The 17,220-nt window shown below is 52.9% G+C and carries 18 protein-coding genes; 5 read left to right on the top strand and 13 right to left on the bottom strand.

Annotation, left to right across the window (positions count from 1 at the left end; translation table 11 throughout):
* Nucleotides 1-29: 29 nt before the first annotated feature.
* The 10 genes from ACYVHK_RS10685 to ACYVHK_RS10730 form a co-directional block, all read right to left on the bottom strand.
* Nucleotides 30-824, bottom strand: a complete 795-nt coding sequence (locus ACYVHK_RS10685; protein WP_460531129.1) for a nickel/cobalt efflux transporter — start codon at nucleotides 822-824, stop codon at nucleotides 30-32.
* 60 nt (nucleotides 825-884) lie between these two features.
* Nucleotides 885-1,730, bottom strand: coding sequence for an S-4TM family putative pore-forming effector (locus ACYVHK_RS10690; protein ID WP_460531132.1), 846 nt, complete (start codon nucleotides 1,728-1,730; stop codon nucleotides 885-887).
* A 192-nt stretch (nucleotides 1,731-1,922) separates the two neighbouring features.
* The gene (locus ACYVHK_RS10695) at nucleotides 1,923-2,246 is read right to left on the bottom strand and encodes an H-NS histone family protein (RefSeq protein ID WP_460531135.1); all 324 of its coding nucleotides are present in this window, start codon (nucleotides 2,244-2,246) and stop codon (nucleotides 1,923-1,925) included.
* 62 nt (nucleotides 2,247-2,308) lie between these two features.
* Nucleotides 2,309-2,563: a DUF4113 domain-containing protein gene (locus tag ACYVHK_RS10700; protein ID WP_460531138.1), complete on the bottom strand. Its 255-nt coding sequence runs from the start codon at nucleotides 2,561-2,563 to the stop codon at nucleotides 2,309-2,311.
* On the bottom strand, nucleotides 2,499-2,840 hold the full coding sequence (locus ACYVHK_RS10705) for a Y-family DNA polymerase (RefSeq protein ID WP_460534045.1): 342 nt from the start codon (nucleotides 2,838-2,840) through the stop codon (nucleotides 2,499-2,501). Before ACYVHK_RS10705 ends, ACYVHK_RS10700 begins: the two co-directional genes overlap by 65 nt.
* A gap of 957 nt (nucleotides 2,841-3,797) precedes the next feature.
* Nucleotides 3,798-4,136: a copper-binding protein gene (locus tag ACYVHK_RS10710; RefSeq protein WP_460531141.1), complete on the bottom strand. Its 339-nt coding sequence runs from the start codon at nucleotides 4,134-4,136 to the stop codon at nucleotides 3,798-3,800.
* Between the two features lie 27 nt (nucleotides 4,137-4,163).
* Nucleotides 4,164-4,664 carry a cupredoxin domain-containing protein gene (locus ACYVHK_RS10715; RefSeq protein WP_460531144.1) on the bottom strand — a complete coding sequence of 167 codons (501 nt, stop codon included), beginning with the start codon at nucleotides 4,662-4,664 and terminating at the stop codon, nucleotides 4,164-4,166.
* A 22-nt stretch (nucleotides 4,665-4,686) separates the two neighbouring features.
* On the bottom strand, nucleotides 4,687-6,060 hold the full coding sequence (locus tag ACYVHK_RS10720) for a multicopper oxidase family protein (RefSeq protein ID WP_460531148.1): 1,374 nt from the start codon (nucleotides 6,058-6,060) through the stop codon (nucleotides 4,687-4,689).
* A gap of 22 nt (nucleotides 6,061-6,082) precedes the next feature.
* Nucleotides 6,083-7,510 carry a TolC family protein gene (locus ACYVHK_RS10725; protein ID WP_460531151.1) on the bottom strand — a complete coding sequence of 476 codons (1,428 nt, stop codon included), beginning with the start codon at nucleotides 7,508-7,510 and terminating at the stop codon, nucleotides 6,083-6,085.
* Nucleotides 7,507-7,848, bottom strand: coding sequence for a hypothetical protein (locus ACYVHK_RS10730; RefSeq protein WP_460531154.1), 342 nt, complete (start codon nucleotides 7,846-7,848; stop codon nucleotides 7,507-7,509). The genes ACYVHK_RS10725 and ACYVHK_RS10730 overlap by 4 nt, the downstream gene beginning before the upstream one ends.
* A gap of 139 nt (nucleotides 7,849-7,987) precedes the next feature.
* Between ACYVHK_RS10730 and ACYVHK_RS10735 the strand changes: the two genes are divergently transcribed.
* A complete protein-coding gene (locus ACYVHK_RS10735) occupies nucleotides 7,988-8,659 on the top strand; it encodes a heavy metal response regulator transcription factor (RefSeq protein WP_460531157.1) in 672 nt (223 codons plus the stop codon).
* On the top strand, nucleotides 8,656-10,059 hold the full coding sequence (locus ACYVHK_RS10740) for a heavy metal sensor histidine kinase (RefSeq protein ID WP_460531160.1): 1,404 nt from the start codon (nucleotides 8,656-8,658) through the stop codon (nucleotides 10,057-10,059). The genes ACYVHK_RS10735 and ACYVHK_RS10740 overlap by 4 nt, the downstream gene beginning before the upstream one ends.
* Before the next feature lie 83 nt (nucleotides 10,060-10,142).
* Here the strand turns inward: ACYVHK_RS10740 and ACYVHK_RS10745 are convergent, their stop codons facing one another.
* Nucleotides 10,143-11,162 (bottom strand): porin, encoded by a 1,020-nt coding sequence (locus ACYVHK_RS10745; protein ID WP_460531163.1) that lies wholly within the window; start codon nucleotides 11,160-11,162, stop codon nucleotides 10,143-10,145.
* A 366-nt stretch (nucleotides 11,163-11,528) separates the two neighbouring features.
* Between ACYVHK_RS10745 and ACYVHK_RS10750 the strand changes: the two genes are divergently transcribed.
* The 3 genes from ACYVHK_RS10750 to ACYVHK_RS10760 all read left to right on the top strand — a co-directional run bounded on the left by ACYVHK_RS10750 (nucleotide 11,529) and on the right by ACYVHK_RS10760 (nucleotide 15,430).
* Nucleotides 11,529-12,056, top strand: coding sequence for a hypothetical protein (locus ACYVHK_RS10750; RefSeq protein WP_460531166.1), 528 nt, complete (start codon nucleotides 11,529-11,531; stop codon nucleotides 12,054-12,056).
* A gap of 300 nt (nucleotides 12,057-12,356) precedes the next feature.
* Nucleotides 12,357-12,875 (top strand): hypothetical protein, encoded by a 519-nt coding sequence (locus ACYVHK_RS10755; RefSeq protein WP_460531169.1) that lies wholly within the window; start codon nucleotides 12,357-12,359, stop codon nucleotides 12,873-12,875.
* Nucleotides 12,876-13,039: 164 nt separating this feature from the next.
* Nucleotides 13,040-15,430 (top strand): copper-transporting P-type ATPase, encoded by a 2,391-nt coding sequence (locus ACYVHK_RS10760; protein WP_460531172.1) that lies wholly within the window; start codon nucleotides 13,040-13,042, stop codon nucleotides 15,428-15,430.
* Nucleotides 15,431-15,435: 5 nt separating this feature from the next.
* On the opposite strand, the gene ACYVHK_RS10765 is transcribed toward ACYVHK_RS10760, so the two are convergent.
* Nucleotides 15,436-15,873, bottom strand: a complete 438-nt coding sequence (locus ACYVHK_RS10765; RefSeq protein ID WP_460531175.1) for a YybH family protein — start codon at nucleotides 15,871-15,873, stop codon at nucleotides 15,436-15,438.
* A gap of 96 nt (nucleotides 15,874-15,969) precedes the next feature.
* The gene (locus ACYVHK_RS10770) at nucleotides 15,970-17,148 is read right to left on the bottom strand and encodes a hypothetical protein (protein ID WP_460531178.1); all 1,179 of its coding nucleotides are present in this window, start codon (nucleotides 17,146-17,148) and stop codon (nucleotides 15,970-15,972) included.
* Nucleotides 17,149-17,220 lie beyond the last annotated feature (72 nt).

A 17,220-nucleotide genomic window follows, 5' to 3' on the forward strand; every position in this document is an offset into this window, starting at 1 on the left:
CAACCTCAGGGATTCAACCTCAGGGATTTTTAGATCAAAGCGTGCAGACCTTGATAGCCAACATATAGGCCGACGAGCACGATCAATACGCCTGAGAAATAGGGTGCCTTACGTGCAAACTCACCAAATCCTCCCCAGCGCGTGGATACGTGCTTTACGCTCAGTGCTGCCAGCGCACCCGAAGCCACCATGGTTAGTGCCAAGCCAATACTGAAGCTCAAGACTAGCGTGGCGCCCAATGCGATCTTCTTCAGCTGCAGACACAACAGCAGCACTGTGATCGATGCGGGGCACGGGATTAACCCGCCCGTCAGGCCGAATAGGATGATCTGGCCGGTGGTTACTTTTCTATTAGCGAAGCGACGTCGAATATCGTTGGCATGTGCCAATTCATGGGGGTCTTGGTAGCCCGGCGCCCCTAAGTCCAGCTGATCGCCTTTGCCGTCATAGTGATTGTGCTCTAAAAACTCTACGTCATAGGCGTGGCTATGGTGCTCATCACCCAAACGCAAGCGGGCAATAAACGCATGCGGCTCAGGGATCTCATCGACTGACTCAACGAACCCCTCTCGCTGTACGAATGAAAACGTCTGACGGCTGCCGTCCGCTCGCTCAGTCTCTATCCTTACCTGATCTTGCGTCCAGGCATGGCCAGATTTGCCCTCTCGATAAAGGCGAAAACGAGGAGGTACCCCGTCTTCGAACACTTCGAGCTTAACAACACCATGGCCGGTATCGATGAGTTTGGACTCATCGTGGCCATGATCATGGCCCTGCCTGCCGTGCTGTTCTCTCCAGGTCCGCCAGATCATCCAGACGGCCACCCCAATGATCAGAGCGGCGGATAGTAGTTGCAGGTAGGGCTCCCGACTTACGATCAAACGCTATCGAAGTACAGCGATCATCATCAGTTTGCTGGCAGCGCTGCGTTCACGGTGCTGGTAGATCGCATCCTGAAGCGCCCGTGAGTCATGCGTAACTTTATCTGGGGCTTCGCCACTCAGCGCCCTCGTCCAGATTTTTTCCCATTCGGCACCAAGATTGGTCAGCGAAGCAGCGGCGTTGGCATGTTGCAGACGTTCCTTCAACGCCCAGGTCAGCAATGGCATAAAGGGCACCAACAAGCTCATGATGAGCTCAGGGAACATTAGTCCAGAGGCCATGCCAGTGAATAACAGAATGACCCCGAAAATAACTGTCCAAACCAGAAGGTGACTGCCGTATTTGCGCCTCAACCGGGCGTCATAGCTGATGTTTGTGCGCTGGCAGACCAAACGAGCCAAGTGCATCGGTGCGCGACCGACACAAGGTTCGTACCAGGCATCAAAGTGTTTTTCCCGAGTCTTGGACAGCGGCTTGGCCGACAAGGAGCGCACGTCCTCTGGCTCGACATAGGCGCCGGTCACGAAGCGGTTCCAAGGAAGATCAAACACCTCGGTGTCAAACTGCTCCTGCAACTTGGCACCACGCTTAAGTCGATCCTTTTGGATACGGTCGAGCAGTGCGGTTTCTAGAAGCAGCAGTATCAAACCAGAGAGGGCGATGTAGGGACGTACTTCCGGTACGTGTGGCCCGACAAGAACCCCTCCAAGGGGTAAGAGAATTGAGAGAATGACCAAAATACCCTGCGTCATCTTGGCCGCCTGATAATTCCGGCCTCGTGCTCGCAGCAAGCGTTTTTTCTCTCCCAGCGTCTGCCGCGCCGGAATATCGTTCTCAAGTGTATTCAAGTGGCCTCCCTGCCTTAAGTCGATTTCGCGTTATTTTCACGATGATCAACTACTAGACATTGGGGCTATTGGGGACACATACAATGGGAGGGAGCTAGTGTTTTTGCTGGCCAGAGCATGTCTCTACTAGGCGTCGATTCATAAAAGCCAAGTGACGCCGGAAAAGGGAAAGGGCACCAGAGTGCCCTTTGCTTAAATCTCCAAATCGCTTAGCTGACCGCCCTGCGCCAAGTGAGCATTGACCCAACTCGGTTTGCGTCCTCGGCCAGACCATGTCTCGGCCCCATCCTGGGAACGGTACTTGGCGGCAACCGGTTTGGTGGTCTTGATGGCCCCCTTTACCTTACCGCCGCCCAGCAAGTCACCCAGGTCGAAGCCGCGCTCTGCCGCCAGGCGCCTCAGTTCTTCCAACGCGCTCTGTTTGTCGGCGGACTGGCGTGCGGGAATCTCTTTCGACACCTGTATCTGAAGCGCCTGCAGTTCAGGGAGAGACAGTTTGCAGAGATCGATGGTCATTTTCTTGCCCTTCTATTGTTGTTCATTACATTCATCAAAGGATGCCTAGCTGACACTGTTACCTACAGTACCTTAGCTTGCGGCAATTCCCGCCAATTCGTCGTCCAAGAAGGACTCTTTCTACTTTGCCGCATCTTCCAGGCCTCGCCGGTACCGCTACTGGCTAAGCGTATCGTGCCGCGGCCAAACTCCTGATTTATTGAATCCACGGTGGCCATCAGTCGGGTTCTCCTGGAGAGTTCTGCCTCGACTTCAAAAAGCGTGGTTTGCCTCATGGTGCGTGGGCACAAGTCCATCAACATAACGCCTGCCTTCATGAAAGCATATCCCTACCCATCGGCGGACGCGTTGCCGAATCTGTCCACCATACGAAACCAGGTTCAAGTGCTGGAACCCTGAGAGATCCAGGAAACACTCGTCGATCGAATAGATTTCCTGATCAGGCGAGAACTGGCCGATCACAGACATCATGCGGGCCGAGATGTCGCCGTAAAGGGCGTAGTTCGAAGAGAACGACAGCACCCGGTACTTGGTTGCGATCTCCTGCAACTGATGCCAGGGGGCACCCATGGTGATGCCTGCGTCTTTTGCCACTTGGCTACCGGCGTCCCGGTACTCAAATCCAGCGCGTAGATAGGTCCCGCCTCTGGCGGCAGGAACAGCATTCGCCCACGCTGCGTGGCAAAGTCCAAGAGAGCTTCGGTAGAGGTCTTCATGGCCAGGATTCCAGATCAAAGAGAACGATCGTTCACCTAAATTGTCATCTTGCTGACAATCGGCGGCCGGTTGTTGCGCCGCAAAGAGGAGACCGCCAGGAGAAAAGAGATGATGTCCTGTACGTCGGCGGGAACCCGGGGGCAAGAACTTCGACGAAGAGTCGCTATGCCGAAGCCAGCGCACCCTGATCCAAGAGGGGGCTGGAGGTATGCTCTGAGGCCGTAACGACGGCAGAGACCGATTGACCTGATGATGCGGATGATCGCGAAAAGGCGTGTTGACTTCGCGGAGCCAACGGAAGAGAAGACTTTTTGGCGGCCGGATTTTCACCAAGCCTCCCTCCACCGGTGGATTCGGCTGGAACTTATTCCCTAGCTGATTTGGAAATAAAAAAATCCCAGCCCCTCAGCTGGGATTAGTTTCCACAATATGTGCTTACTGAAGCTGGTCATAACTCAGCCCCATATCGAGTGACGCGGCAATGAGCCATTAGTATGTTGTTGTCACAAAATTCGCCAAAGTGAAGCACAGAGCAAAGTTTGTTGCGATGACCTTGACTCACCGCAGACATTAACAGTCATATTAAAACTCACTAGCCCGATCGATTTTTACTGCCTTATCGATCTCTGCTCAATACATCTGGCCGCAAACTCGGAACCCAGTATAGTGAGGCATACCGAACAAATTGCTGACTATCCGATTACATTTTTGTAAGGTTCACAGTTGTCGGCAGGCCTGGTAGGACGCAAACATGGGTACGGCCTTAGGCCTAAAAACAAAGTCCTGGCAAAGAGGCCAGGACTTTGTGCACGCGAGGTAGCGTATTGATGCCGCCTATTGCGCCGTTTTCAACATCACCACCGTCAAGCCCTCGGCCAGTTTCTCGACGACGAAATTCACCTTGTCGCCGGACTTGACCGCATCAAGCATCGCCGGATCTTTGACCTTGAAGATCATGGTCATGGGAGGCATGCCCAGATTCTTGATCTCACCGTGCTTGATGGTGATCTTCTTCTGCTCCTTGTCGACCTTCTTCACTTCACCTTCGGTGACAGCGTCGGCGGCGACAGTAGAGGTGGCTGCAGTGTTGCTCTCAGCCCGCACCACGGATGGTGCAAGAACGGCCAGAGACAGCAAGGTGCAGGCCAATGTCTGCTTCAAAGTAGGTACCATGGGGACCTCCGTTTGGGTTAATAGATGTTACTTTGCGGCCACTTTGATGCGGCCAACCATACCTGCTTCATAGTGACCAGGCATCAGGCAACCGAAAAGGAAAGTACCGGGCTTGTTGAACTCCCAGACCACTTCTTTGGACTTGCCGACACCAACGTGCACCATGTAGGGGGCGCTGTGTTCCATGCCGGGAAATTTCTTCATGGCCTCGGAGTGTTCCTTAAGGCCCTTCTCCGAACCCATCACCATTTCATGGTTGATCTTGCCCTTGTTGGTCAGGACGATGCGGACGACTTCACCTTGCTTGATCGTCAGATCTGCCGGCGTGAAACGCATCGTGTCGGCCATATCAACCTTGATCGTGCGGGTCACCTTCTTGGGATCACCCTCGCGACCAAACTCTTCTTGATCGGTCGAAATAACGTGTTTGCCCTTTTCCTCATGCTCTTCGTCGCCGTGAGCCCAAGCCTGGTTCATCGACAACATCGTAACCAGTAGTGCGGACAGAGAAAGCAGTTTCTTCATCATCAATTACTCCTACAGGGTTAAATTACTCGTGGCCACCATGGCCTTTGGGTTTAACTACTTTCAAGGTATTGTCATCAGCAGGCGGAGCCTTCGCCCGAGTCGGCTCGGCGAGATCGCCGGTCCATTCATATGCGACGGTTCCTGCCGGGTATTTGTAATTTCCAGGGTCCTTATAGTCCCCAGCTTTCAGGTCATCCCGCACCTTAAAGACCGTGAACATGCCGCCCATTTCGACGGGACCAAACTGTCCTTGCCCGGTCATCATCGGCAGCGTGTTGTCCGGGATAGGCATTTCCATTTCGCCCATATCGGCCATTCCTCGTTCCCCCATCACCATGTAATCAGGGACCAACTTCTTGATCTTGTTTGCTATGCCGCGATGGTCAGCACCAATCATGGTTGGCACTTCATGGCCCATCGCATTCATCGTGTGATGCGACTTGTGGCAATGGAATGCCCAGTCACCTGGCCGTATGGCATCGAACTCGATGGCACGCATCTGGCCAACTGCGACGTCGGTAGTCACCTCCGGCCAACGTGCAGACTTGGGAACCCAGCCACCGTCGGTACCCGTGACCTCGAAGTCGACCCCATGAAGATGCAAGGGGTGGTTCGTCATGGTTAAGTTGCCGGCCCGAATTCGCACCCGCTCACCTGTGCGGGCAACCAGAGGATCAATGCCCGGGAACGCACGGCTGTTCCAAGTCCACAGATTGAAGTCGGTCATGGTGTTGACCTTGGGGGTGTAGCTACCCGGGTCTATGTCGTACGCGTTAAGCAAGAACACGTAGTCGCGGTCGACACGCATGAAATTCGGGTTCTTGGGATGAACAACGAGGAACCCCATCATCCCCATCGCCATTTGAGTCATCTCATCGGCATGCGGGTGATACATGAAGGTGCCCGACTTGATCATTTCGAACTCATAGACAAACGTCTTGCCCGGCTTGATCTGGGGCTGGTTCAGGCCACCCACACCATCCATACCGTTGGGCAGCAAGATCCCATGCCAGTGAACCGTCGTATGCTCAGGCAAGCGATTCGTCACAAAAATCCGAATCTTGTCCCCTTCGACGCACTCGATTGTTGGACCTGGGCTCTGACCGTTGTACCCCCACAGGTTGGCCTTCATGCCAGGGGCGATTTCTCGCACAACCGGCTCGGCTACCAGGTGGAACTCCTTCCACCCTTTGTTCATACGCCAAGGCAGGGTCCAACCGTTCAGGGTCACCACCGGGTTATACGGTCTTCCGTTAGCCGGCAGCAGTGGTGGCTGGGTAGCAGCACTTTCCTGGCTGGCCGCTTCAGGAAGTGATGCGGCCCCAGCACGGGTTACGGCTGCAGCCCCCATAACGCCTATGGCCGCTTGCTGCAGGAACTGTCTACGGTTGCTCATTGATAGATCCTTGATGTGTTGTTTAGTGACCGCCGCTGCTGCCAGCTGCCATCTCAAATTTGGATGCGCCAGACTCCATGGGGCTGCCAGCGGTAGTCGCCATTTCTAGGTTGGCATCGGCCTCCCAGTAGGCCCGCAGTGCGTCCATGTATTCATTGACGCTTGCCACCTGCTCGCGTGCGTCGGCCAGGAGCTCGAACACACCGATAAGCATGCCGTTGTAGCGCAATTGGTTTTCGTCAGAGATCGCCTTCCGCAGCGGAACGATCTCGTCACGGTAGTGCCTAGCCAGGTCGTAAGCGCTGCGGTAGCCGAGGTAGCTAGCACGGACTTCTGACTCCGCATTGATGCCAACCTGAGCCGCCCTGTTCATCGCAATCCGATAGGTCGACTCAGCGCGCGCAACCTTTGCTCCACCCCAATCAAATAACGGAAGTTCGAGCGACAGCTCGTAACCGCGTGGGCGACCGCCTTGATTATCAGAGTTCCTGAGGTAGGAGGTCTCGATCGCGTTCACGAACCGAGTGGTCCTTGTCAGACCCAACGATCTCGCCGTGGCCTCAAAATCCTGTTTGGCCATCTGGATATCGAATCGGTTGGCCACTGCATTGGCCGCAGCAGCATCAAATTCGCGTGGCGCCTTAGGCAGTTCGGGCAAGCGATCCGGTAGAACAAGACGTTCTACATCTCTACCTGACAGCCCCAGAATGCGAACCAGGGTCTCTTTCGACTCCACGGCAGCTTGCTGAGCCCTGGCGAGTTGAGCCGTCGACTCTGCGTAGAAAGCCTGCTCGCGTGCATAGGTCAGCTTGGAGAAGTTACCGACAGCAGCCATCCGCTTCGCCAGCGTCGCGCTCGCCTCAGCAGCCTCGTTCACGTCAGTCATGTATTTGGCTGATTGGCTGGCTGCGACGGCATTTACCCAGGCCTTGCGGGCCTCCAACGCTGTCCTCGTAATATCGCTAGCGACCCGCAACTTTTGCTGCTCCATCTGACGCGATTCGATTTGCATCCGCCAAGGGATCAGGAAGACACCCAGGATGTCGATCTGGTAGCTGCGCTCGTACTCAGAAACCTCGCCATCTTTCTTTTTGCTGAAAGTGAAACGTGGGTTCTCGATTCGACTTGCCTGTGCCAGCTCCGCTTGGGATACACCCAGCTCTCCCAAGCTGATTTGTACAGAGCGGTTGTTGATCATTGCCAGCTGAACCGCATCATTCATTCCCAGCGGTTTGGTCAAAAGGCGGTCCGCTTCAGCGGTACGAGTACGCTCGTCCTCGTCACTCACCACCGACTTCAAGCCTGCGGCACGTTCGCTGCCGACAAGTTGACGGACATCAGCGATCGCTCCCTCAGGCGAGACACTGGCACAACCAGTCAAGAAGGCTGCGCCAACCAAAAGGGTGAGGTAGCGCACTTTGTGTGCATAAAGGCGGCTTGTTAGCGTCATTGCTTGTCCCCCTTGCCATGCTTCATCCCATGGTCCATGGCCTTCATTCCGGTTTCAGGCGCCTTGGTTGCTGGCTCTGCCGCCTTTGGCTGTGGTTTGTCACTCTTCATGCTTGGAGGTACTTCGTCTTTCATCTGTCCGACGTGACCACCTAGTTCTTGCATCTCCTTGTTTGCGGCTAGCCATTGGGGAGCGGCCAAATCTGCCTCCCATGCCTTGTAACCAGCGAAAGCAGAGCGATAGGTGGGTGCCTGCGACGGTGCTGCGCTGTTTTCCTGTGCGGAAGCCAGCAGCGCACCGGTGGCCACCAATACAAATTGAATGCTTGTGATCCTCACAACGAGTACCTCCTTTTGAGTTCGAAGCCACTTTATAAGCGCAAGCTCGTCATGAAGCTGACCGCGAGATTACAAATTTGTAATCTACGGTTTTTGAGCGCCTACCCGATTAGGATGCGAGAAAGTGGAGGTAAATGCGATGCGAGTTCTATTGGCAGAAGATGAGTCTCATGCTGGTGAATACTTGGTCCGCGGCCTGAGCGAGAACGGGCTGGTCATAGATTGGGTTCGAAACGGCCTTGATGTTCTGCATCAAGTGGAAACGGTGGAATACGCTGCGGTCATCCTGGATGTGGGTCTACCAGGCATGGACGGCTGGGAAGTGCTGAAGCGCATCCGCCGCAAGGACAATTTGCCAGTGCTGTTTTTGACCGCGCGGGACCGTGTAGAAGATCGTGTTCGAGGGCTTGAGCTCGGTGCAGATGACTACTTGGTAAAACCCTTCGCTTTCTCCGAACTGCTGGCCAGGGTCAGGGTCTTGCTCCGCAGAGGGAAGCAGCAAGAACTCGACATCATGACCATGGCGGATCTTGAGGTGCATCTTCTGCGACGGCGTGTGGAACGCGGCACGAAACGACTCGACCTCACCGCGAAAGAATATGCATTGCTCCTACTGTTCATGCGCCGCCGTGGAGAGGTGCTCTCACGCACCCTGATTGCAGAACAGGTGTGGGATATGAACTTTGACAGTGATACGAATGTGGTCGAAGTAGCAGTCAGGCGTCTGAGAGCAAAAATCGACGAGCCGTTTGATAAGCACCTAATTCACACCGTACGAGGCTTCGGCTACGTGATGGAGGAGCGGGAGTGAGGCTGCCGATTTGGGGAGCCCATACAAGCCTTGCTTTGCGCTTGGTCGTGCTGTTTACCGCCGGCTCTATCGTCATTATCGCAGGCGTTGGCTACACGCTATACCACGCACTGGGGACCCAGCTGAACGCCCGCGATTTGGCAGAGATCAATGGAAAAACTGAGGTAGTCAAACATCAGCTAGCAAACGTACCCGACCCGGATTCACTACCTGCACATTTGCCGGGAATCGGAGAGATTTCAGTCGGGCATCCTCATCTCAGCATTGGCGTTGAAGACCAAGGTCAGTGGCTGCTTCCGCCCAGGCAGTCAGTCAAAGCAAGAATCGAAGCACTGCCAAGAAGTCTTCCTCGGGAGCGAGTGAGCACCATACAGACTGATGACGAAACATGGTGGGTGCGACGCATTGAGCATAGCTGGTCGAACAGCGCGGGAAGGACAATAAGCGTTTATGTCGCCGTTGAAGTGACCGACTCGCAGAACATACTGAGACATCATCAGCATGTCGCGATCCTGGTTGGGGCAATTGGTGCGCTCATGAGTGCCTTGCTTGCCTATGGCGTCTCTCGGCGCAGTCTGGCTCCCTTAAGACAGCTTGGGCAGCAGGCGGAACGCCTTACAGCCGACCATCTGGGTGCACCGCTCAATGTTGAGCATGCCCCTAGTGAGGTAAGGGGCGTCGTCGAAAGCCTGAATCAAATGCTTGCAGGCTTGAGTACCAGCTTTCGTCGCCTGGAACAGTTCTCTGCCGACATCGCACATGAGTTGAGAACCCCACTAAACAACCTTCTGCTTCAAACAGGGGTGACACTGAGCCGTCCGCGTGATGCCGCTGCATACGAGGAGGCATTGCACTCCAATCATCAGGAACTGGAACGCATGCAGCGAATGGTCTCAGATATGTTGTTCCTGGCGCGCATTGACCACGGCATCCAGACCATTGCCAAGTTGCCCGTCGACCTACGCCAAGAAGTAGATAGCGTAGTTGAGTTCTATGAATTGGCAGCATCAGAGAAGGGGCAAAGCATTGCTGTCCACGGCTCAGCCAGTACTGCGATTCAGGGGGATCTACCGATGATCCGTCGGGCCATTACGAACCTACTGACGAACGCGGTTCGCTATGCACCGCCCGGGTCCGCCATCTCAATCGAAATAGCCGAGCAAGGGGCGGCCGACCAAATAACCGTCTGTAACGCCGGAGGACCGATCCCCAAAGAGGAGCTTGAGCAACTATTCCGTCGATTTGCACGGGGCGAAAATGCGACGAGCCGAGACACAGACGGCGTTGGCCTGGGCCTGGCAATTGTTGACTCGATCGTGAAACTGCATGGTGGGAGTGTGTCGGTAGAGAACCGTGGTGAACTTGTATGTTTCAGCCTTCTGTTCCCGCATACCGACTAGCAACCTGGTTTTCACGTCGTCACAAATAGATTGACCCCATCAAGACAGCGATGGGGTCATCGTGGCCGTTACCTGATTACAAATTAGAAGTCGTGACCGACACCAATCGTTGCAACCGAGAGCTTGTTGCCATCCTTAATCCGTTTCCAGTACACCTCAGCCAGACCATAAGTGCGCTTTGACAGATTGTATTGGCCGCCAACGTTGAAGATATCTGCCGTTTGGGTGGGTGCTCTCTGATGAACATAGCCGAACCGCAGCGCGGTTCCCCTGTCGTCAAAAGCATAGGTTCCGAACAGACTGCTAGCTTTGACCTTCTCAGTTGATCCGCCAGTACGCAAGCTATTTTGCGTATGCATCAGGCCAAGATTGATAGACCCCAAGGTGTAAGACCCACCCAGGGCGTACTGATCCAAATCGGTTCCCTTTACCGCCTCGTAGTCGCGGGCTTTTTGCCATGCAAAGCGAGCATCGAAATTACCCAAAGTGCCTAGCACTTGCGCGGAATAACCCCTGGAGTTCAAGCCCGAGGAAGATTTATTCTCGCCAGAAAAATAAGTCACATCGGCTTGCACACCCGACATGAGAGGCGTGCTGTACCAGACAGTATTATCGCTACGGTAATTCGAGCCTAGACCATAATAGCCAGTACCAAAGTTGGCGGACGAGAACGTGTGGGTTGCGATGAAGTTGTCGTAATACTCTACTGCAAGGGTATAGGGCGTTTTACCACGGCCCAGTTTAATTGTACCAAAATCCCCTTGGAGACCGACCCATCCTTCCCGTGAGGCAAATGCATTTCTGCCAACATAGAAGCGAGTATCCGTATTATCCAAGGCAATGGCAGATTCAATAAGGAAGATTGCCTTTGCGCCGTTTGGCAGGGTTTCTTCGCCCTTGATTCCCCAGCGACTATACAAGTCATTAATTTCCATACTTTGGCCCGAAGAGTTTGTATCTCCCGGGTAATATGCGCGCTCTGCCCTAGCTGGAGCATTTAACGTTTGAAAGCCAGCAATCGCCCGTCCATACAAATGAACACCATCATCTGCAAAAACGGTTGATCCCAATAACAGCCCGATCACCCATTGTGCTTGTTTCATTTTTTTCCCCTTGTCACGTCTACTTCGAATAGGCATCGCGCGCGACTTACGATTACTTAGCGCGCAACGCCTAAAACACCCCAAAGGCGTCTAGCACCACAGTAGATTTTCGAAGATAACAGGAAGCCGACTGGCAGATTACAAATTTGCAAGGAAGACGGCGTTGTACGTAGCAGCAGGCGTTACGCCGACCTAGGGCAGTAGTCTAAGCAAGATTTCCGACAAAAAACTGACATAAAACATACAGAAATGTCACCAGGTGGTCAGCACTTTGACAGGCTTTGCGGCTGAAAATGACTCACGCTCCCATGAGCACGAACCGGCTCCATTTACGTAGGCAGCATCCACCTGTGTAGGAGAAATGCGATGAAGCACTTAAAGAACATCCCATCTTTAGTGGTCAGCATTGCTGTCCTGACCCTGACGCCGGCGCAAGCAGACAGTACCCGATACAAGCATTCACATCACACTACCCAGTCTGAGTTGACCAATCAGGATGTCAATTTTGGAAGCCCGGGCAGCGGGACGGATGTTGACCGGACAGTCACGTTAGCCATCACCAGTAGTGGAGACCTTACTCAACGGGCCGTCTTAGTTAGGAGGAATGAGCGCCTGCAGTTTGCGTTGAAGAACGACAGTCAAGCGCCGGTGGCGTTTGTAGTCGGGGACGCGCAGGCTGTTCAAGAATATGCGGACCTGTATCGCGACTCACCGTCGTCCGCGATGACTGACTTCCATGGGATAGTCATGAAGCCAGGCCTCACTCAATCCTTTGCGTGGAAGTTTGATACCTTTGGCAATCCCCGCATGTTTGCCGCCTTTGTGGGTGTTGACGGCACCTATGCTGGGAAAATTGTTCAGTTCAACTTCTTGCCGCTGAGAGGAAAGCGCTGATTACAGCCAACACTTAAGGTGCTGCCAATGCAGGCAAATGTACGCTGCTTGGCAGTACCCGTCTGGTGCTGAGCCATACAGACAATAAGAGCAAGCGCTTGGCATGTAGACTTAGGCACGCCGTTCCTGGTCGGATATAGACGAGCAAGATTGGTGCAGGATTACAAAATCCTGACAATAAACGTGCAAAACTGTCATGGGTGTGTCAGCTTGTTGACGGGGTCACTTCTTCAGAATGGGAACCAGACAACGCGTAAGGAAAAGCGCTTGTCACTTACCCGACCAGAATAGGAGTCTCCCATGAAGTCCTCGATGATCTTTACTGCTGTTGCTCTGAGCATTCTCACTATTGGTGCCGCCCAGGCCCAGGATCACAAGTACGAACACTCGCATAAAGGTAGCGCAGAGGCCCTGAAGAATACCGATGTGGATTTTGGTAATCCCGCGGACGTACGCAGCGCAAACCGCAAAGTCTCGTTCACGCTGAACTCCGGCGGCGCCGTTAATCGATCCAGCTTTGGCGTAGAAATTCGTGACCAGGTTAGCTTTGATTTGGCCAACGACGCCAGCCAAGAAGCCGTCTTCGTAATCGGCGACAAACACACGATCAAAGAGATGGCGTCGCTGTATAAGGAAGACCCGAACAATCTGAAGGATGACTTCCACGCAGTTGTGCTTGCACCTGGCCAAAAGCAAAAATTTGGCTGGAAGTTCGATACCTTCTCCACCAACACGGTCTATGCCGCATACGTCACTCGTGATGGCAGCTATACGGACAAAATGATGCGAATTACCGTAACACCCGTGCGTGACCGGTAAATGTTGAGCGATCCGGCAAGATTTCCAATGGGGGACTTGCCGGAATCGCTATGCCACGCAAGTTTATGAATTTTCTAAGCCGGTTATTGATCAGCGTCAATGCCGGATAAATCGGTTATGTGTAAGTGTGCGTTAAATCTCGCATTGCTTCGCCAATAAATTGAATGGCGACAGTACTCATCCGACACTCTAGTTATCCCTATTTACTAGAAAACCTGGAAAGATCAATGGACAATTTAGAGAACCACAATGAATCTTTGGGCAAGCTAGCTTTCGATTCACGTGAGGCGCGCTATACCTGTCCAATGCACCCGGCGGTGCAGTCCGATGCTCCAGGAAATTGTCCTCAATGTGGAATGTCACTGGAAAAGGAGGCCAGCGCATCCTCTCTCCAGAAGAAGCACCACGCTCATCACGAGCAGCACAAGCCTACCAGTGCGGTCACCGAGCACAGTGGGCGGGCGACCTATACCTGCCCGATGCATCCAGAGATCCGGCTGGAACACCCCGGCCTGTGCCCCAAATGCGGTATGGCCTTAGAGTCGATCCTACCCACGGTAGATGAGAGCGAAAACCAGGAATTACGGGACTTCACGCAGCGTTTCTGGTGGACCTTGCCGTTCACCTTTGTCGTAACGACACTTGCGATGCTTGGTCACCAAATTGGTTTGGTTTCTATGCAAACCCAAACCTGGATTGAACTTGTTCTATCTATACCCGTTGTAACCTGGGCAGGACTGCCATTCTTTCTGCGTGGCTGGCAATCGGTCATCCTGCGCAGCCCTAATATGTGGACACTAATCAGCTTGGGCACGGCAGCAGCTTTCTTTTACAGCCTCGCTGCTGCACTCGTACCGCAACTCTTCCCGTCTTCGTTTATGAGCATGGGCAGAGTAGGCGTCTACTTTGAAGCAGCTGACGTCATCATTTCGCTGACCTTGCTGGGTCAAATGTTAGAGCTCAAGGCACGCTCACAGACTTCCTCTGCCATCAAGGCACTGCTTGGCCTGTCCCCAAAAACTGCGAGGCGGCTGAACGACGATGGCACTGACGAAGATGTACCCCTGGCGGATGTGCAGGTCGGCGACATGCTAAGGGTGCGCCCTGGCGAAAAAGTACCTGTCGATGGCGTGGTCCTGGAGGGGAAAAGCGCCGTGGACGAATCCATGTTGACCGGTGAGCCACTGCCTGCAGCCAAGGGACCCGGTGACAAACTGATCGGAGCAACACTGAATAGCAGCGGCGCGCTCACCATGCGCGCAGAACAAGTGGGGGGTCAGACCATGCTCGCCCAAATCGTCCAGATGGTGGCGACAGCTCAACGATCCAAAGCGCCCATGCAGCGCATGGCAGACAAAGTAGCAGGTTGGTTTGTCCTTGCTGTTGTGTCCGTTGCCATCATCACGTTGCTGGCTTGGGGTCTCCTTGGGCCGCAACCAAGTTGGGTCTATGGCATTCTAAACGCAGTCGCAGTATTGATTATCGCATGCCCCTGCGCTCTAGGCCTCGCCACCCCGATGTCCATCATGGTCGCCACCGGACGAGCTGCTAGCCAAGGTATTTTGTATCGAGATGCTGCGGCCATTGAACGCCTTCGAACAGTTGATACTTTGGTTGTCGATAAGACTGGCACCCTCACCGAAGGAAGACCCACCTTCGAACGTGTTATTGCTGTACCTGGCTTCAGCGAACAAACGATCCTGCAGCTAGCGGCGAGTCTGGATCAAGGAAGCGAGCACCCACTTGCAGAAGCCATCGTCAAGGCAACAAGAGAAAAGGGCATCGAACTTTTGCAGGTTGATGACTTTGAATCAACTAGTGGGATTGGTGTTCGTGGCACGGTCAACGGCCATGTCTTGATGTTGGGTAATCGTGCGCTCATGGCACAGTCAGATGTCAAACTAGATGCCCTCAGTGACGAGTCGGAGGCATTGCGGCGGCGGGGGGCGAGCGTTATGCAGTTAGCAATAAATGGTCGCTTAGCAGGTATCTTGGCTGTGTCTGACCCCGTGAAAAAAAGCACGCCAGAAGCGTTGTATAGCCTTAAAGAAGCAGGAATCCGCGTCATCATGGCAACGGGTGACGGCGCTACTACCGCCAAAGCAGTTGCCTTGAAGCTCGGCATCGACGAAGTGCACGGGGAGGTCAAACCAGCAGAGAAATTGGCGCTGGTAGAGAGCTTGCAGCGTGACGGGGCAGTTGTAGCGATGGTTGGCGACGGAATCAATGATGCCCCAGCCTTGGCCAAAGCTGATGTCGGTATAGCAATGGGTACTGGTACCGATGTTGCAATGAACAGTGCGCAACTTACCTTGGTAAAGGGAGATCTGCGAGGCATCGCTTTAGCACGCGCCATCTCCGCCACAACAGTGACAAATATGCGGCAGAACCTAATGTTTGCTTTGATTTACAACGCATTAGGCGTACCGCTTGCCGCTGGTATTCTTTACCCATTTACTGGCTGGTTACTCTCGCCAATGCTCGCAGCATTAGCAATGAGTCTAAGTTCCGCTTCAGTTGTGGGCAATGCACTGCGGCTGCGGAGCAGCCGCTAACCACGTTATTTCTTTAACTTGCGCGAAGACCAATGAATATGTGCAATGCGCCACTCCCCATTGACCCGCCTTAGAACCATGGTCTCGGTCCCAGCGTAGTTAATAGGCTCCTTGGCAGATTGATCAATAGTTTCTGTTTCACTGGTGATCACTGCCAAGTTCTCCGCTTCTATTGCGGCCTGTTTGAGTAATTTGGTTTTAATTTTCTTGGCATATGCAATATCACCCGGCAGATGGTGCTCTGCATAATCAGAACGCGTCCGTTCAATATATCCGGATTCATAGATCAGCGCCTCCGGATTCATAAGAGCCTCTACGTCCGCCTGACGACCACTTTGCATAGCCGAATGAAAGTCAGCGACCACCTGGGCAGGCGAAGCCGAATGTTCCGCAAGAGCAAATACCGATGCAGCGAGAAAAAGCACGTTTACAATAATCTTCATGACCCGGCGCCTCTGTTGAATGAGAAACCAGGATAGCACCATCCGTAAATAATTTCTATTGCTCCATGCCGGGCAAGTCAGATTGAAATAGCCAAGTCAATCCGCGATATCCAATGGCTGTTCGTTCAAGGCCAAGGATGCCGGGAACCTATTTAAATAATGCCGAAACGAATCTTCATCCAGACAAACAATTAAATGGCTTTTTCTAACTTCCGTTTTAAGCAGTCGACGGCAGGGGCGCGCACCCTCACTAAATCTCTTAATAATCAATGATTTAGAATTACCCCGACGAAGAGTCAGGCGAAAATGCTCTGCCGAAGCCATCATGCTCGCCATTTTGGAGGACGTCCAATTCGGGAGTCTATTTGATTCAAAGACCGGGGGGATTTTGAAGATATGAAGATCTGCCATTGAAATAGTAAGTTGTTCGCCAAGATGAATCGCCCTAGGCACGCCGAACAATGAGACAACAACCAACCAGTTCTCTACATATTTGTGGAAATATAGGCGCTCGATGTTAATGAAGGTGTTTTTTCCTTTTCCTTGAACTGTAGCTTGTAAGGTTAAGACAGAGTCCAATCCTTCAAGGCCATTTCTCTCAAAGACGAAAGTTTCATAATAACCACCAACGCCATTAATAATGGTCTTTGCTCGGGTGGAGCCATCCTCTTCAAGTAAAATCATTGGGACAGTGTTCATTGTTCTATTAACTTTGTCTCGAACGGATTCGTCGATCAGGGGAAGTTTTTCATACGATTCTGCTCTAATTGCCAACCAATTGTAGAGGTCCTGCCCACCACTACCCGCTATATGTATTTTTCCGTAATATGGGAGATCCCCCCCGACTTTATAAGTTGCATAATTCCGAACAAAAGCCCGGGAATCAATAAATCCAATTATTTCAAAATCGGAGAAACCATCATCTTCATTTTTTAGACACGCGACTGCAAGAATGCTAATGGGATCTTCCGAATTTAGCTGGCGTTTGTATTCGGCATGCAGCGAACCCGGAGCAGCGCATACGTACTTTATACATGCAATCAGTTTTTTAATATGGCTTAGAGCTCCGGCCACAAAAAATATTCCCTCCCTGCCATTAATGCGCTGGCGAAAGTATTTTCTAACCAGCCGGGTAGGTGATAACGCTAAGTTTTGCGGTATGTTTTCAGTGCTGCCTGTTGTTGGTAGTACAAAATGCGTACCAGGCTTGTCGTTAGAAAGCATCACGTCGGTAAAAACCAACCCTAAGTCTTCAAGATAGGCAATGACTGTCATTTTTTTCCTTTTAAAAGAGCCAAAGAAATGGGGAGTTTTTAAGGATAGAGATAACACGAGTTACCGGTGGTT

It is taken from the genome of Chitinimonas naiadis (genome assembly GCF_054780835.1).

Bases quoted from the DNA above. Each gene is read 5' to 3' on its own strand.
- ACYVHK_RS10695 (WP_460531135.1), bottom strand. From the start codon at position 2,246: ATGACCATCGATCTCTGCAAACTGTCTCTCCCTGAACTGCAGGCGCTT.
- ACYVHK_RS10715 (WP_460531144.1), bottom strand. From the start codon at position 4,664: ATGATGAAGAAACTGCTTTCTCTGTCCGCACTACTGGTTACGATGTTG.
- ACYVHK_RS10755 (WP_460531169.1), top strand. From the start codon at position 12,357: ATGAAGTCCTCGATGATCTTTACTGCTGTTGCTCTGAGCATTCTCACT.
- ACYVHK_RS10760 (WP_460531172.1), top strand. From the start codon at position 13,040: ATGGCGACAGTACTCATCCGACACTCTAGTTATCCCTATTTACTAGAA.
- ACYVHK_RS10750 (WP_460531166.1), top strand. From the start codon at position 11,529: ATGAAGCACTTAAAGAACATCCCATCTTTAGTGGTCAGCATTGCTGTC.
- ACYVHK_RS10745 (WP_460531163.1), bottom strand. From the start codon at position 11,162: ATGAAACAAGCACAATGGGTGATCGGGCTGTTATTGGGATCAACCGTT.
- ACYVHK_RS10770 (WP_460531178.1), bottom strand. From the start codon at position 17,148: ATGACAGTCATTGCCTATCTTGAAGACTTAGGGTTGGTTTTTACCGAC.
- ACYVHK_RS10710 (WP_460531141.1), bottom strand. From the start codon at position 4,136: ATGGTACCTACTTTGAAGCAGACATTGGCCTGCACCTTGCTGTCTCTG.
- ACYVHK_RS10765 (WP_460531175.1), bottom strand. From the start codon at position 15,873: ATGAAGATTATTGTAAACGTGCTTTTTCTCGCTGCATCGGTATTTGCT.
- ACYVHK_RS10720 (WP_460531148.1), bottom strand. From the start codon at position 6,060: ATGAGCAACCGTAGACAGTTCCTGCAGCAAGCGGCCATAGGCGTTATG.
- ACYVHK_RS10725 (WP_460531151.1), bottom strand. From the start codon at position 7,510: ATGACGCTAACAAGCCGCCTTTATGCACACAAAGTGCGCTACCTCACC.
- ACYVHK_RS10735 (WP_460531157.1), top strand. From the start codon at position 7,988: ATGCGAGTTCTATTGGCAGAAGATGAGTCTCATGCTGGTGAATACTTG.
- ACYVHK_RS10700 (WP_460531138.1), bottom strand. From the start codon at position 2,563: ATGAAGGCAGGCGTTATGTTGATGGACTTGTGCCCACGCACCATGAGG.